Genomic DNA, 16,433 nt, shown 5'->3' on the forward strand with positions numbered 1-16,433 from the left:
CAATGGGTGTTTAGCCAGGAAATGTAACACGCTATACTTGCTAGCTTGATTAATATCGGGTTGGTAAGTTAGATGGAACACCTAATCGTATTTGTCAGTAATCACCCAGTGTTGGTTACTTCATTTGTTGTGTTGTTATTGCTCCTGCTATTTACTGAGAGCCGAAAAGCAGGCAAGACAGTGACGACCCAACAGGCGACACAGTTGATTAATCAGCAGCAAGCAAAAGTGGTTGATGTAAGAGAGCGAAAAGAGTTTTCAGAAGGACATATTGTGGATGCGATCAATATTCCTCTCAATAAGCTGACAGAGCACATGTCAGAGTTGGAAAAGTTCAAAGACACTCCCATTATTATTGTTGATAATATGGGACAGCATGCAAGCTCTGCAGGTAAAGCCCTAAGCAAAGCGGGCTATACGCATGTGGTTCGATTACAGGGTGGAATTTCTGGCTGGCGGGGAGAGAATCTTCCGTTAGTGAAGTCCTAGTGCAGGGATTGTCGATGAGTAAAGTTGTAATTTATTCTTCTGCCTATTGCCCTTTTTGTATACGTGCGCTAAGACTGCTTGATGCAAAAGCGGTGGACTATCAGTTGATTTCTGTAGATGGTCAACCTAATGTCAGGCGCGAAATGACTGAAAAAGCTGGTCGTACTTCAGTCCCGCAAATCTGGATTGGCACTACTCATGTTGGAGGGTGCGATGATTTGTATGCGCTTGAAGCCAAGGGAGAGCTTGATCGTTTGCTAAGTCAAGCGCAGTAACTGAGTACATTACATTTTAATGAGTAAACTAAACAAGAAAGGAAAGCTCGATGGCTGAAAATCAAAATAATCAGGCGCAACCTCAATTTGCTTTACAACGTATTTATGTAAAGGACTTATCATTTGAATCACCTAAGGCGCCTGATGTATTTACCAAAGAGTGGAAGCCACAGGTAAACTTGGACCTTAATACACAGAATAAGCAGTTGGAAGATAATGTTTATGAAGTTGTATTGACACTAACGGTAACAGTGACCTCTGATGAAGAAACTGCATTTGTTGTAGAAATCCAACAAGCGGGTGTATTCTTGATTCGCGGCTTAGAAGATGAGTCTTTACATCAAACACTAGGCGCATTCTGCCCAAATATCCTGTTTCCCTATGCCCGTGAAGCGGTTGATAACCTTGTACTACGTGGTAGCTTCCCTCCAATTATGCTTGCACCCGTAAATTTTGACGCACTTTATATGCAAGCTTTAGAGCAAAGAAAGGCAGAAGCCCAGCAGTCTACTGAAACTATTCAGTAATTATCACTGTAACACGTCAAATAACCACATTTAAAAAAAGCTCAGTGTACTTGTGCAATGCAAGTACTGAGCTGAAGTATAAGCGTCGTGAACTTGATGTGTTACACCCGTTATATTTAATGTCTGTGATTTAGTAATACGTTCTTCACTACATTTTCCCTATCCCTCTCCTGTCTACCATAAAAAACCTTCTCTGAGGGTATACGTAGAAAATACTTAATACCTAAGTCGAATAGTCAACATGCCGTAGAGAAATATATAATGTTCTGTGAAAAGGCAGGCATAATAAAAATCTAAATTAGCTTTTTCTAGGGAGGAGGAATGAGTAATGATTATGGCTATGATATCAAACTAATAAATGTCAATAAGATCATAGCTACTGAACATCACTGCAAAGAACATGCGTATAAATTATCTCAAATAATTAAAGTAGAAAGTGTCTGGACTGACCCTCTGATTATTGAAAAAAATAAATTTTTTGTCATGGATGGTCACCATCGTTTGGCTGCAGCACAGTTGCTGGGTTTTTCTAATATTCCATGTATTTTACTTGAATATAGTGACTCTCGTTTAAGCGTTTCAAGTTGGCGACCCGAGTTTGAGATTACAGAGTCACTTATTAATCAGTATGTACAAAAGCAAGCGCTCTTACCTTATAAAACAACGAGACATACACTGAATCCAAAGCCAAAAAAAATAAAAATTACAATAAATGAGTTAACTCAAAATGAATCAACCTGTAGTTACGCTTTTTGATAATAAAGTAACAGAAATATACCATTCGCCGATAGATTATAGGCCCAGTAATGTATTTTTTTGTTTAGATAATATTATTCGCAGCAATGTCTATATGAAGTATGAGGCAGGGAACTTTGCCGGATCGATAAAGATAAAGCCTGCCCTCAGAATGATAGAAGCACTAGAAAAAGAAAATAAAATTAATCGTGATACAGTGATTGTTGAATCTTCATCAGGTAATTTAGGAATAGCCTTGAGCTTAATTGCAGCGTCAAAAGGCTATAAATTCCTATGTGTCACTGATGCGATGGCTTCTCAGCAAAGTATTAACCTTATGAAGAGTTATGGAGCGGAAGTCGTTGTTATTACTGAGCGTGATGAAAATGGTGGGTATTTAAAAAAACGCTTAGCGTACATCAACCATTACTTACAAGATAACCGGAATTGTATTTGGTTAAACCAATATGCTAACCCCAACAACTATCTTGCACACTATTACTCAACAGCAAAAGAACTGCTAGATAGCTTTTATCATATTGACTATCTATTTGTCGGCGCAGGAACAACAGGCACATTAATGGGGTGCATTAACTATTTTGAAGAATTTTCCCCTAAAACAACGATTGTTGCTGTAGACAATAAAGGCTCCGTTACTTTTGGTTTACCACCGGGCAAACGTAATATTCCTGGTCTAGGGACCAGTCGAGCACCAGAAATTCTACAGGCTGATAAAGTGAGTAATTTGGAGGTTGTCAGCGATCAAGAAACAATCGCCATGTGTAGGGAAATGGTTAAACGAGGTTATCTGGTGGGTGGATCCACAGGAACTGTTCTGGCAGCAATTAAACGTTGGAATGATGTTATAGAACCCCATGAAACCGTTGTGATGATTGCGCCTGATAGTGGAGAAAAGTATATCGACACGATTTATAACGACGAGTGGTGTCAGCATATTGCGGGATAGCGTAGGCCACCACTAAAAGTACAATTTTTACAGCAAATAAAGCGACTTTATTTAAAAGAGTTAAATATGAAAATGGTTCCAAAGTTCCGTGTAATATCTGGTGAAACAGTTAATGATTTACTCTCACAAAACTATGAAACCTTATCCAATATTGTTGAAAAAACATACTTAGATCATGGGCAAGGATTAACAATTAATCCTGATAGTTACTTTTTACGGTTTAAGCACAAGCCGAATGCGAGAATTATTGCTTTGCCAAGTTACATTGACCCAATCAATGTCAGCGGTATTAAATGGATTTCCAGTTTTCCAGATAATATTCAAGAGGGTATTCCTCGGGCATCTGCTGTACTGATTCTCAATGATGGAAATACAGGCTATCCTTTAGCTTGCATGGAAGCCAGCATAATCAGTGCAATGCGTACTGCTGTTTCGGCGGTTATTGGTGCATACCATCTGAGAAATAAGAATGACAAGGTAGGTACCCTGGGAATCGTGGGCAATGGGCTTATTGCAAAATATGTTGTGGCTGTTTTGCAGGGGTTACAGTGGGATATTGGTCAAATTAATGTTTATGACCAAAATAAAGAGTACAGTGCTCAGTTTGCAGAATCTATTGGTAATAAAACAGGTTACGCCTTTAATGTCAGTCATAGTTTAGATGAGTGTTTACAAAACTCAGAGATGATATTACTGACAACAACTGCAGCTCAACCATATATTAATGATTTGAGCGTGTTTGAGCATAATCCACTGATTCTTAATATATCTCTTAGAGACCTGGGAGAGGAGATTATTCTCGGATCATATAATGTGCTAGACGATATTGACCATTGCTTGAAAGCAAATACATCACCACACTTGGCTGAAATAAAAGTAGGCCATAGAGAGTTTATTGATGCTACTTTGCCTGAGATATTAAGTGGTTCTAAAAAAATACCAGATAACAACAAGCCTATCGTTTTTTCACCCTTTGGTCTTGGTGTATTGGATCTTGCATTAGGACACTACATTTACCAACAGGCTATTGAGCAAGGTTCTAGTATCGAAATAGATAACTTTTTTTATGATCTGAGCAGAAATTAACGTTAGGGATAAGTTATGTTAAAACAAGAAACTATTGGACATAGTCGATTTCCTCATGAGCAATACTGGCCGCCTGTAAATGCAGCCTATGAATTTAGTTTAACGCTAAATGAGTTGTTAGCTCTTAATATGGGAGAACTTACTGATAAGTTGCAAGAGATCATTTCAGCAACTCACAATGAAGAGCTTGTCAATAAATACTTGGCAGAGATTTATTCGTTGTACTATGGCTATAAAGATGCACCAAGAATAGACTTTTGGGAAAAGCCTGAGACTTTTTCTCGTATCGAGTTTATTAAGCTAACTTTAGAAGGTTTTTTTATTAATACGTTACTAAAATCTAGGTATGAACTCCCTGAAATCAGTTGTGCTGCCCAAGTGGGCGACTACCTTAGATTTTTTGTCGAACATAACTACGGTGTTAGTCATGCATTCTTTGACTTTGTTGCTGATGAAATGTCAGAACAGCAAATGAAAGAGTTTTTACTGCTGGAAGTTATTCGAAATGAAATAGTTGATGATGAAGTTGCTTTAATGGTGCCAGGGTTACAGTACTCAATGAAGCAGGTTGTAGTGTCTAATTTATGGGATGAGTGTGGAAATGGGGCTATTGATAATTTCCATACTAATTGGCTAAGACGTTTACTGACAGCCCATGATGAGTGGTCAAATATTTTAACGTATCGGGCAGAACAAAAACCTTGGTTTGCATCGATTTCATCAAATTCGTTTAATGCGGTGTTAACGACGCGTTTTAAATGCCACCGGGCTTATGGTCATTTTATGACAACAGAAGCGTGGGTAGCTCCTCACTTTAAAAAGATACTTCAGGGAATGGATCGTCTTGGTATTACTGATCAGAATGTACGGGTATATTTTGACGCCCATATGAGAATTGATCCACACCATGCTGAAGAAATGATTGAGGGGCTATTAAAAAATACGCCAGAATTAGCACAGGTAGTGTTGTATGATATTATCAAAGGAGCCCACCAGGCTGCGATGGCTGGTGAGATGATGTATGACAAATTATTAGAATACTTTCGAGGGAATGGACATTGAACAGTATCTACTTCTTACTAGCCGCATTGCCGGTGCTGTCGTCGATTACTGTAATTCTTTGTGGAAAAGGAGCCCTAAATGGGGCTCTTGTTGGTTTAGTCACAGCCATTTTAGTTTCTTTGTTGATACCAGAGTTTGCGATTGACTCTGCCCAATATAATGCAGGTATTGGGACGGTTTTGATTTTAGGTCTTAGTGTTGCGTTGGTTATTATACCAGGACAACTTCTAAATCGAGTTCTTCAGCAGCAAAATATTATTAAAGCGTTAGCACACTATATCGACTGTGTACAATTACCTAAATTACATAAAGCGTTGTTGTTGTTATTGGGAGTAGCGCCCGCTGTCGAATCTCTTACAGGATTTGGTGTTTCACTTTTTTTATCTGTGCCAATTATTTTCCAGCTTTATCAGGGAAAAGCTGCATATCGAACAGCCATGTTAACCATGAATATTATGCCGTGGGGAACACTGGGGCTTGCGACAGTCGTTGGTGCTGGAATTGCGGGTTTGTCTATTCAGCAGTTAGGAATTTATTCTAGCATAACCAGCATGGCCGTATTTCCAACATTAGGTATTGCCTGTTTATTTGCATTAGGGGGCTGGCAGGCATTTCGCCAGTATGCTTGGCTGGCTATTTTGCTGGGACTGGTTTTTTCTAGTCTTTTGTATATTAATAATCGCTGGTTATGGGTTGAAACAGCAGGTATTTTTTCGGGGTTAGGTACGCTTGTTGTTGGTGTGATTTTAACGAAAGCTCGGTTTGAAAAACAAGAGTTTGCTGGTGTGCCTCTTATTAGAGCATTAATACCTTACGGTCTTTTGTTAATGCTTGTGGCTTTACCGCGATTAATTCCTGGCGCTTGGGACTGGTTAAGTAATCTTTTAATTTTAGAAACTGAGCATATCCGGTTTACCCCTTTTACCAGCCCTGGTTTTGCTTTATGTATTACTGCGATAGTTATTGCGCTATCACAGCGAACTAAAGTGTCTATTAAATCAATATTACCCACGGTTGCACGACCAATAGTGTCTATTATTGCTTTTGTTGCTATGGCTCAAATTATGCGTGAAAGTAATATGCTGAGCTATGTCGGTAGTACACTGGTAGGTGCAAATCAAACCCTTAATGTCGTACTTTCCTCTTTTTTAGGAGGCGTCAGTGGCTTTGTCACAGGCTCAAATGTAGGTGGCAACGCATTAATGATGCCACTGCAGCAAACGCTTTCATCTGGAGCCGATACCCAATTGACTATATTGGCGGCTATTCAAAATAGTGCAGCAGGGCATTTAGTCTTTGCTTCAATTCCCATGATTTTATTAATGACAACCATTGCAAAGGATTTATCTGGTCCTCAGGAAGTACCAGTAGCTTCATTGCTTAAGTTTGGTTTAGGTATGTCTGTGTTAATTGTGAGTGTGATTGGCGTAATGGGAATAGTTTTGGCGACTGTTGCGTAGATTTTATTAGTAAGTAAGAATGTTATTTAATCCCCCAATTGGGGGATTTTTTTGTGCTTTATAGGCATTTTAAATGCCTTCTTTATAATCCAATTGTCGCCAGCTTTCGTAAACCATAATGGCTACTGTATTTGAAAGGTTTAAACTGCGGCTTTTTTCTCGCATTGGAATGCGGATAATTTGCTCTTCGGGGAGTGATTCTAAAATGGAGGCAGGTAAACCACGGGTTTCTGGTCCAAATACTAAGGCATCACCCTCTTGGTAGCAGGGATCAGCATGATAGCGCTTACCTTTTGTGCTGATGGCATACACATTTTTAGGCTTAACCTGCTTAAGAAAAGCAGAAAAGTCATCATGTAATTGTACGCGCGTAAATTCATGATAATCCAATCCAGCACGTCGCATACGTTTGTCATCAAAATCAAAGCCTAATGGTTTGATTAAGTGCAAATGAAATCCCGTATTGGCACAAAGCCGAATAACATTCCCAGTGTTGGGCGGAATTTCAGGTTCAAACAGTACAATGTGTAGCATACTTGGTTCAACTTATTGGTAATACAGGCTAAATTGGCCTAAGCAAGTATATAGAAGGTCTCTAAAAATGCACTATCTGTTGCTATATCCTTCGCTGTGGTTATAGCTAACCAGAGCGGCTGAAATTTTTATACACAGGTTACTGTGTTTGGAAGGTCAGCTGGCTATTCCTTCATCTTCTTCATCGTCATTATACATACCTAACTCTTTTATCTTTCGTGTCAGTGTATTGCGCCCCCAGCCCAGCAAGTTGGCTGCATCCCGCTTGCGTCCACCAGTGTGCTTCAAAGCGACTTCAATCATAATGCGTTCAAAAGTCGGTACTGCAGTTTCTAGAATATTTTTATGCCCTTTGCGTAACTCTTTATTGGCCCATTGCTGTAAGGCTTGCTCCCAATCTAGTGAAGGGGTGGGTTGCTCACTGTGTTGCAAAAGCTCTTGCGGGAGATCTGAAATATGAACTTCGCGGCCTGAAGCCATGACTGTCAACCAGCGACAAATATTTTCCAGCTGGCGGACATTGCCGGGCCAGTCAAATTGGCTCAGGAAGTTAGCCGTTTCTGGGAGAAGAATTTTAGGTTCAACGTCAAGTTCATGGGCTGCGCGTGACAGGAAGTGGTTGGCTAACAAAGGGATATCTTCCCGGCGATCACTGAGCTTAGGGATGTGAATACGAATAACATTTAAACGATGAAATAAGTCTTCGCGAAATAAACCCTTAGTGACGAGTTTTTCTAAGTTTTGGTGAGTCGCTGCGATAATTCGAACATCTACTTTTATCGGCGTGTGGCCGCCAACGCGATAAAATTCACTGTCGGCTAGCACTCTCAGTAGGCGGGTTTGCGTTTCTGCAGGCATATCGCCAATTTCATCTAAAAATAGTGTGCCCCCATTGGCTTGTTCAAAACGACCTTGCCGTTGTTGGGCTGCACCTGTAAAAGCCCCTTTTTCATGACCGAATAACTCTGAGTCCATCAAGTCCTTGGGAATTGCTGCCATATTCAGTGCGATAAAGGGATGTTGTGTTCTAGGGCTGTGGCGGTGTAGGGCTTGGGCAACCAGTTCTTTCCCGGTGCCCGACTCCCCGTTGATTAATACGGTGATATTTGATTTTGATAAACGTCCAATTGCCCGAAACACCTCCTGCATGGCAGCTGCTTCACCAATAATCTCGGGTGTAACAGGTACCTGCTCTGGTGTTATGTTCGGCTGTTGCTCATGGGCATGGGCTAATGCTCGTTTTACCAAGTTAACCGCTTCATCCACATCAAAGGGTTTGGGTAAGTACTCAAAGGCTCCTCCCTGATAGGAGGCAACAGCACTTTCTAAATCTGAGTGAGCGGTCATGATAATGATAGGAATATGAGGAAATTGACCGCTGACGCTGTTTAGAAATTCAAGTCCATCAGTACCGGGCATACGGATATCACTAATGATAACTTGAGGCTGATGGCGTCGGAGTTGAGCCAGTGCGGCATCAGCAGATGAAAAGCTGCTCACAATATAGGTTTCCCGTTGTAAAGCTTTTTCCAGCACCCAACGGATAGAGCGGTCGTCATCAATTATCCAGACGTGATCATTTGTGTTCATGGGCCGATCCTTGATGATGCTCAAAAGGTAAATAAATCGTAAAGGTTGTGTTGCCTGGCTCGCTGTTGCAACGTATAAGCCCTTTGTGCTGGCTGACAATAGCCTGGGCAATACTCAACCCAAGTCCAGTGCCGTCAGCTTTGCCACTGACCATTGGATAAAAAATGGTATCAATGAGAGAGGCTGGTATGCCTGGACCATTATCATGAATGTCAATCTGGCAAACTAAACGATGACAGATACTGGCAATAGTGAATTGGCGAACAATACGGCTGCGTACAGTCAGTATGCGAGGTTGTGATTGTTGACTGGTTTGAAGTGCCTGCAACGCATTATGCATGATATTGAGGACAGCCTGGATAAGCTGTTGTGCATCCCCAGGAAGCTCAGGAATACTGGGGTCATAGTCACGAATAACATCAATACACCCTGATGCTTCTGCGCTGATTAGATTGCAAACATGTTCCAGCACAAGGTGGATATTGATGGGATTCATTTGCGGAGGGCGCATGGGACCTAGCATCCGGTCTACAAGATCCCTTAAGCGGTCTGCTTCTTCAATAATAACCTGAATATATTCTTGCAAATCAGCGCTGGGCAGCTCTCTGGAGAGGAGTTGAGCTGCACCTCTAATGCCACCAAGGGGATTTTTTATCTCATGAGCTAAACCACGAACTAAAAGCTTTGAGCTTTCTTGCTTGGCGAGAATGGACTCCTCTTTGGAGATACGCAGTAAGCGGTCTTTAGGAAATAGCTCAACAAGCAGTGTACTGGTATCCGTCAAGGCACTAGGGTCAGTGATGGGGGTAATGGTGTAGTCCAGAATTAGCTGTTGTCCATTAAAGAGTGTGAGTTTGGCCTCTCGTTTGGTGAGTGGGTGAGCGCTGCTTAAGGTTTGTAGAAGATTCGCTTGAAACTCATCAGCATTTCGGAACAGATCTTCTGAAGCTTTATGCTGAATACGTTGCCCACTGACCGCTAACAGCACTTCTGCGGCATGGTTGATGTAACTGAGTTGTAATTGGTGGTCAATTACTACCACTGCAGTCGTTAAATTATTAAGAATTGTTAGGTTATCCAAGGTAATTTGTTGTATTGCTAATAGGTTAATGGGCACTTCATATTTAAAGGTTCAAAGCCAACCAAAATTTGCCCGTTAGTAACGCAAAATTGGGGCCAAAAAGGTTATTAAGAGATAAATACTTATAACAAATTTTATTTTCTGGCTGCAGTAGTTGGTGAACTTCATGCGTTTCTAAGTACTGAGTGGTTTAGCAGCAATGATACGCAGTTGTAATGATAAGCTGATTGGACAAAGGCAGGCTGTCAGTGCTGAAATCATCCTTGCACTATTTTAGTGCAAGGATGCATTTTTGCGAATGGTTTCGATAGATTATCTTGCTTGATATTAGCTGCCACTATTATTGCTTGGGGCTGGGGCTGGGGCTGGGGCTGGGGCTGGGGCTGGGGCTGGAGTTGGAGTTGGAGTGGGCTTAGGTTTATTTTGGGGGTGGTTAGGGTTTTGGATGCTTGTGCGCTTAACATGTACTGTGGTGCTGGCAGATTGAATCTCATTACCTTTGCTATCAAACAGCTTTACTTCAACAGTATGCGTTCCTCTTTCAACATTACTTAGTGAAAAACTGAGTAGTTTTTGTTTTGAGCCTTGGGATGCGCCATCCAGAAAAACCTGTGCCTTATGACCCCGCTTGAGGCGAGGAGAGGTTTTTGCTGTTACTTTGAAATTGCCTGGGTCACGGATGGTTTCATTATTTTTAGGTGAAGTAATGGTAAATGAGTCATAGGTAAAGCTTTCTTTGTCATCTTGTGATGTGTCTTTTGAGCTTGCAGCTGGTTTGGGTAGAGAGATAGTTGTTACAGGCTTGACGTCAATTTTTTCAGGGTTTTTGGTTTTAGGCTCATCCGTAAAAATAATATTGCCTTGCTCATCAGTTTCTTTATAAATCTTGTCTGCACCTGTCAGTAATAAGAGGCAACAACCCAGAAAAGCGATTGTTTGTAGCCCTTTGCTCACCACTTTATTTATGTTGTACATAAGCGTTCTGTCCTAGATGGGGATTTACCAGTAATTATAACGATGAACCATATCAAGGACGTGTCAAGGAAGAAGAGGAGAGCTGAACAGAAGATAAGCTGTATCGTATAAAAAGGGCTACTTGATAGTAGCCCTTTAGCATTGTGCCTAAAAGCTGAATTACACGCTGTAGTACATATCAAACTCAAGTGGGTGAGTGGTTTGAGCTAAACGCTCACACTCAGACCGTTTAAGATCAATGTAGCCATCAATCAGGTCATCACTGAACACACCACCTTCTTTTAGGAACTCACGGTCTCTGTCTAAAGCAATCAGTGCTTCTTCAAGACTTGTCGCAACGGTTGGGTATTCTGCCGCCTCTTCTGGAGGCAAATCATACAAGTCTTTATCTGCAGCATCCCCAGGGTGAATTTTGTTACGGATACCATCAAGGCCAGCCATTAGCATTGCAGAGAATGCTAAATATGGATTTGCAGCAGGATCAGGAAAACGAATTTCAACACGGCGTGCTTTTGGACTATTCACGTAAGGAATACGGATAGAAGCAGAGCGGTTACGTGCAGAGTAGGCAAGCATAACAGGCGCTTCAAATCCTGGCACTAAGCGCTTATAGGAGTTAGTAGCAGGGTTAGTGAAAGCATTGAGTGCTTTCGCATGCTTGATAATGCCGCCAATGTAGTAAAGGGCTGTTTCAGAAAGGCCAGCATAGCCATCTCCTGCAAAAATATTTTCGCCTTGCTTGGAGATTGATTGGTGACAGTGCATGCCACTACCATTATCGCCTACTAATGGTTTCGGCATAAAAGTAGCGGTTTTACCATAGGCATGCGCAACATTATGTACGCAATATTTGAGGATTTGCACTTCGTCAGCTTTGCGTACCAGTGTATTAAATTTAACGCCTATTTCATTTTGACCTGCAGTACCTACTTCGTGGTGATGAACTTCAACCGCCAGTCCCATTGCTTCCATTGCAGAACACATGGCTGTCCGTAGATCATGACAAGAGTCAACCGGTGGTACAGGGAAATAACCACCTTTTACTTTAGGACGGTGACCAATATTACCGCCTTCAAAGACTTCAGATGACGCCCAGTGAGCTTCTTCTGAGTTGATGTGGTAGTTACAGCCAGAGATATCCACTCTCCACTTTACATCATCGAATACAAAGAACTCAGGCTCTGGGCCAAAGAATGCTGTGTCACCAATGCCTGTAGACTTCAGATACTCTTCGGCACGCTTGGCAACAGAGCGCGGGTCACGATTGTAACCTTGCATGGTGGCTGGCTCGATGATGTCGCAGCGAACGATTAAGGTTGTTTCATCAGTGAAAGGGTCAAGCACAGAACTGCTGTCATCAGGCAACAGAATCATGTCTGATTCATTGATTCCCTTCCAGCCAGCAATGGATGATCCATCAAACATTTTACCTGATTCAAAGAACTCATCATCAATTTCGCTAACGGGCATAGATAAATGCTGCTCTTTACCATGAGTATCAGTAAAGCGAAGATCTATCCATTTAACTTCATGTTCTTTGATAAGATTCAGCGTATGCTCTGACATTGCAATTCCTCCAGAGGGGTATACCCAGCGGGACACTGCTATTGTTATTTTGCAGAGTTGCCCGTAATGATTTTGGCTACTCAGTTTAAGTAAAACGCGAACAGCCCCCATAAAAAGATGTTTACCTTGACAGCAATTAGTGTGCCATTCAGATAAACACCCTTATTTGGTGAGTAAATGCACCAGAATTGGGGGTGAGTCGATTCACTATATGCACAAACTTAGTGCAATATATTGATTTATGCACTTAAAAAGTGCTTTTTTAAACCAACTGGCTATTTAATGATTCACGGATGATCCATTCCTTGGCCGAGAGTGAGCGTTATCAGAGCACTCAATGCTCGAACATACAATGAGTAGCATGTGTCTTCGGTGTTAATGAAAAAATACAAGATAGATTAACGGTGCTGATAATAGCCAGATTTTGTATAATGTTTTGCTACATTTTTATTGACCATCCATGAATTTTGCCCATGAATTTTGTTGTAAAGATCTTTCCAGAGATAACCATTAAAAGTAAGCCGGTTCGGCAGCGCTTTGTTAAGCAGCTAAGACGTAATATCCGAACCTTATTACGGCCTATTGATCCTGGTATCGATGTGACGGGTACATGGGACAAAATCATTATATCTACTGAACAGCAAGACAAGCAGGTATGTCGACAAATTAGAGAGCAGCTCCAACATACCCCCGGCATTTGTCATATTTTGGAAGTCGTTGATTTTCCTTTGGTTGATCTAGATGACATTACTGAAAAAGCTTTTCAAGTAATGGGTGAAGCCATACGAGGCAAAACATTCTGCGTTCGTTGCCAGCGTAATGGACATCATGAATTTTCATCAATTGAGGTCGAGCGTTATGTCGGTGGTGGGCTATTGCAGCGTGTGCAAGATTGCTCTGTTAAACTCAAAAACCCTGACGTTACTGTACGTATCGAAATTCATCATAAACAGCTGTATATCGTTCGTGAAAGGCACCTTGGCATTGGTGGCTACCCATTAGGTACGCAGGATGCTGTCTTGTCACTGATTTCAGGTGGGTTTGATTCAACCATTTCTAGCTTTTTGACGATGAAGCGAGGTGTCCTCACCCACTTTTGCTTCTTTAATTTAGGCGGTCATGCTCACGAAATAGGCGTTAAGGAAGTTGCTTACTATCTTTGGAGCAAATATGGTGCATCCCACCGTGTGAAATTTATTACCGTGCCTTTTGAGGGCGTGGTGGAAGAAATACTCACCAAAGTAGATAACTCCTACATGGGTGTTGTGCTCAAGCGAATGATGTTGCGTGCTGCTGATAAAGTCGCTGAGAATCTGGATGTTCATGCATTGGTAACAGGGGAGGCTATTTCTCAAGTCTCCAGTCAAACCTTACCTAATCTGGGAGTTATTAATCAGGCTACGGATCGGTTGGTGCTGAGACCTTTGATTACAATGGATAAGCAGGACATCATTGATACTGCCGCCAGAATAGGTACAGAAGAGTTTGCGAAGCATATGCCTGAGTACTGTGGAGTGATTTCGGTTAACCCTACAACTCGGGCTAAACCCGAAAAAGTTTCAAGAGAAGAGCAGGTATTTGACTTTGCTGTGCTTGAGCAGGCAATTAATAGTGCAAGTGCGGTGAGTATTCATGAAGTTATGCAGGATGACCGGCAGATTCATGAAGTGCAAATTGATGAAGTGCTACCTGAACAGGCTATCGTGATAGATATTCGCCACCCTGATGAAGAGGAAAATAAACCGCTTGAACTGGATAATGAAGTGAAAACGGTACCTTTTTATCAGCTGAGTCGTGTATTTGCAGAGCTGGATCGTAATCAGCACTATTATCTCTACTGTGAAAAAGGGGTTATGAGCCAATTACATGCACTGCACTTGCTCGATGAGGGCTATAAAAATGTTAAAGTGTATCGTCCTGCTAAATAACTCACGCTGTTTGTCAAATATGCCCACTACGATGGGCATTATTATAAATTTTTAATGCTTTTTAGTTGAAGGTGACATATCTGCGGTTAAGATATGGCACTTTTTATTTGCCGGTTGAAATGTCACATATTCTTTCATCAGAAGGGAGTGTGAAGGGTAAAAACGTATCGCTACTTAGTCGTTATGTTAGTAATGAGCTTATACTTTACGCAGAACTCTTGGGTATAAAGCTAAGCGTTTGTCTGTTGGTTTGTTCATTGCAGTCCAGTAAGACCGGGTAATCCTTATTGAGGCACTGTCTTGTGATTGAGAAGTTACGGAATATAGCCATTATTGCGCATGTTGACCATGGTAAAACTACGCTGGTGGATAGATTGTTGCAGCAGTCTGGTACGCTGCAGCGCAAAGATATGGGTACAGAGCGGATCATGGATTCCAATGATCAGGAAAAAGAGCGTGGAATCACTATCTTAGCCAAAAATACCGCGATAGAGTGGCAAGATCACCATATCAATATTGTAGATACACCAGGACACGCTGACTTTGGTGGTGAGGTAGAGCGTGTACTATCCATGGTCGACTCTGTACTCTTACTGGTTGACGCGGTTGATGGTCCGATGCCTCAAACACGCTTTGTTACACAAAAAGCATTTGAGCAAGGATTACATCCTATTGTGGTGGTAAATAAAGTCGATCGTCCAGGTGCTCGTCCTGAGTGGGTGGTGGGTGAAGTACTGGATTTGTTTGACCGCCTGGGGGCTACTGAAGAGCAGCTGGACTTTCCTGTAATGTATGCCTCTGCCATTCAAGGAAAAGCAGGCTTAGAGCCTGACCAGCTGGCTGATGATATGACACCACTGTTTGAGATGATCGTAAACAATGTGCCTACACCGGATGTTAATGTGGAGGGTCCCTTCCAAATGCAGATTTCTGCGTTGGACTATAACAGCTATGTAGGTGTTATTGGGATTGGTCGAATTACCCGCGGTAAATTAACGCCTAATATGCCTGTCAAACTGGTTTCCAGTGAAGGTCAGCAGCGTAATGCCAAGGTATTGAATGTAATGGGATATCTTGGTTTGGAGCGTGTTGATACAGCTGAAGCATCTGCGGGTGATATTGTCTGTATTACCGGTATTGATGGCTTGAATATCTCTGATACGCTCTGCCATCCTGACCACCCTGAAGCGTTACCAGCGCTAACGGTAGATGAGCCTACTGTGAGCATGACCTTTCAAGTCAATGACTCCCCTTTTGCAGGGCGTGATGGTAAATACGTCACCAGCCGTAATATCAAAGAGCGTTTAGAGCGAGAGTTAATCCATAACGTTGCACTGCGTGTTGAGCAAGGCGATAGCGCTGATAAGTTTATCGTTTCTGGGCGAGGGGAACTGCACTTATCTGTGTTGATTGAAACGATGCGCCGTGAAGGCTATGAAATTGGTGTCTCTCGTCCAGAAGTTATCACCCGTGAGGTGGATGGTGAGCATCAGGAGCCTTATGAGCATGTCATGATTGACATCGAAGAAAATCATCAAGGCGGCATCATGGAAGAGCTGGGTAATCGCAAGGCTGAGTTAAAAAATATGGTTCCTGATGGCCGTGGACGTATTCGATTAGAGTACATCATGCCTGCGCGAGGCTTAATTGGTTTCCGCTCTCAATTTTTAACCATGACTTCAGGTAGTGGTATTCTGACGCACGTTTTTGATCACTATGGCCCTGTTAAAATCGGAGAAGTGGCGAGCCGGACAAATGGTGCCTTGGTGTCAATGGTATCTGGTAAGGCATTAGGTTATGCCCTTTATAATCTTCAGGATCGTGGTCGTTTATTTATTGGTCCAAATGTTGAAGTGTATGAAGGAATGGTAGTTGGTATCCATAGTCGTGAAAATGATTTGGTGGTTAACCCAACAAAAGCGAAACAACTAACTAATATTCGTGCATCAGGTTCTGATGAGAATATTATTTTAACACCGCCAATTAAACACTCTTTAGAACAAGCACTTGAGTTTATTGAAGATGATGAACTGGTTGAAGTAACACCAACATCAATTCGAATTCGCAAGAAGTTCTTAAAAGAGAATGATCGGCGGAAGGCGGCACGTGCTAAAAAATAAAGTACTCACAAAAAAATGAGTATTATATTGAGTTAAAA

General features: G+C 41.8%; 15 protein-coding genes. 10 read left to right on the top strand and 5 right to left on the bottom strand.

Features of this window, described 5'->3' with window-relative positions:
• The first annotated feature begins 72 nt into the window (after positions 1-72).
• From F607_RS0103905 to F607_RS0103940, 8 genes are all read left to right on the top strand, one after another.
• Positions 73-489 carry a rhodanese-like domain-containing protein gene (locus F607_RS0103905; protein ID WP_027707015.1) on the top strand — a complete coding sequence of 139 codons (417 nt, stop codon included), beginning with the start codon at positions 73-75 and terminating at the stop codon, positions 487-489.
• A 14-nt stretch (positions 490-503) separates the two neighbouring features.
• Positions 504-764, top strand: coding sequence for a glutaredoxin 3 (gene grxC / locus F607_RS0103910; RefSeq protein WP_027707016.1), 261 nt, complete (start codon positions 504-506; stop codon positions 762-764).
• A gap of 50 nt (positions 765-814) precedes the next feature.
• The gene (gene secB / locus F607_RS0103915; protein ID WP_027707017.1) at positions 815-1,291 is read left to right on the top strand and encodes a protein-export chaperone SecB; all 477 of its coding nucleotides are present in this window, start codon (positions 815-817) and stop codon (positions 1,289-1,291) included.
• Positions 1,292-1,612: 321 nt separating this feature from the next.
• Positions 1,613-2,047, top strand: a complete 435-nt coding sequence (locus F607_RS28050) for a ParB N-terminal domain-containing protein (protein WP_051310848.1) — start codon at positions 1,613-1,615, stop codon at positions 2,045-2,047.
• The gene (gene sbnA, locus F607_RS0103925; RefSeq protein ID WP_084611091.1) at positions 2,019-2,993 is read left to right on the top strand and encodes a 2,3-diaminopropionate biosynthesis protein SbnA; all 975 of its coding nucleotides are present in this window, start codon (positions 2,019-2,021) and stop codon (positions 2,991-2,993) included. Before F607_RS28050 ends, sbnA begins: the two co-directional genes overlap by 29 nt.
• Before the next feature lie 66 nt (positions 2,994-3,059).
• Positions 3,060-4,079, top strand: coding sequence for a 2,3-diaminopropionate biosynthesis protein SbnB (sbnB, locus tag F607_RS0103930; RefSeq protein WP_027707019.1), 1,020 nt, complete (start codon positions 3,060-3,062; stop codon positions 4,077-4,079).
• A 15-nt stretch (positions 4,080-4,094) separates the two neighbouring features.
• Positions 4,095-5,141: an iron-containing redox enzyme family protein gene (locus F607_RS28055; protein WP_051310850.1), complete on the top strand. Its 1,047-nt coding sequence runs from the start codon at positions 4,095-4,097 to the stop codon at positions 5,139-5,141.
• Positions 5,138-6,601: an L-lactate permease gene (locus F607_RS0103940; protein WP_027707020.1), complete on the top strand. Its 1,464-nt coding sequence runs from the start codon at positions 5,138-5,140 to the stop codon at positions 6,599-6,601. The genes F607_RS28055 and F607_RS0103940 overlap by 4 nt, the downstream gene beginning before the upstream one ends.
• A gap of 69 nt (positions 6,602-6,670) precedes the next feature.
• Here F607_RS0103940 and trmL read toward each other — a convergent pair whose 3' ends face one another.
• From trmL to glnA, 5 genes are all read right to left on the bottom strand, one after another.
• The gene (trmL, locus tag F607_RS0103945; protein ID WP_027707021.1) at positions 6,671-7,135 is read right to left on the bottom strand and encodes a tRNA (uridine(34)/cytosine(34)/5-carboxymethylaminomethyluridine(34)-2'-O)-methyltransferase TrmL; all 465 of its coding nucleotides are present in this window, start codon (positions 7,133-7,135) and stop codon (positions 6,671-6,673) included.
• Between the two features lie 156 nt (positions 7,136-7,291).
• A complete protein-coding gene (gene ntrC, locus F607_RS0103950; RefSeq protein WP_027707022.1) occupies positions 7,292-8,725 on the bottom strand; it encodes a nitrogen regulation protein NR(I) in 1,434 nt (477 codons plus the stop codon).
• Positions 8,712-9,806 carry a nitrogen regulation protein NR(II) gene (gene glnL, locus F607_RS0103955; RefSeq protein ID WP_276523941.1) on the bottom strand — a complete coding sequence of 365 codons (1,095 nt, stop codon included), beginning with the start codon at positions 9,804-9,806 and terminating at the stop codon, positions 8,712-8,714. The genes ntrC and glnL overlap by 14 nt, the downstream gene beginning before the upstream one ends.
• A gap of 327 nt (positions 9,807-10,133) precedes the next feature.
• Positions 10,134-10,781: a DUF4124 domain-containing protein gene (locus F607_RS0103960; RefSeq protein WP_027707024.1), complete on the bottom strand. Its 648-nt coding sequence runs from the start codon at positions 10,779-10,781 to the stop codon at positions 10,134-10,136.
• A 159-nt stretch (positions 10,782-10,940) separates the two neighbouring features.
• Positions 10,941-12,347: a glutamate--ammonia ligase gene (gene glnA / locus F607_RS0103965; protein ID WP_027707025.1), complete on the bottom strand. Its 1,407-nt coding sequence runs from the start codon at positions 12,345-12,347 to the stop codon at positions 10,941-10,943.
• Between the two features lie 473 nt (positions 12,348-12,820).
• On the opposite strand from glnA, the gene thiI reads away from it, so the two are divergent.
• Positions 12,821-14,275, top strand: a complete 1,455-nt coding sequence (thiI, locus tag F607_RS0103970; protein WP_027707026.1) for a tRNA uracil 4-sulfurtransferase ThiI — start codon at positions 12,821-12,823, stop codon at positions 14,273-14,275.
• Between the two features lie 302 nt (positions 14,276-14,577).
• Positions 14,578-16,395, top strand: a complete 1,818-nt coding sequence (typA, locus tag F607_RS0103975; protein ID WP_027707027.1) for a translational GTPase TypA — start codon at positions 14,578-14,580, stop codon at positions 16,393-16,395.
• Positions 16,396-16,433: the final 38 nt, after the last annotated feature.

The organism is Zooshikella ganghwensis DSM 15267 (assembly GCF_000428585.1).
Classification (GTDB): domain Bacteria; phylum Pseudomonadota; class Gammaproteobacteria; order Pseudomonadales; family Zooshikellaceae; genus Zooshikella; species Zooshikella ganghwensis.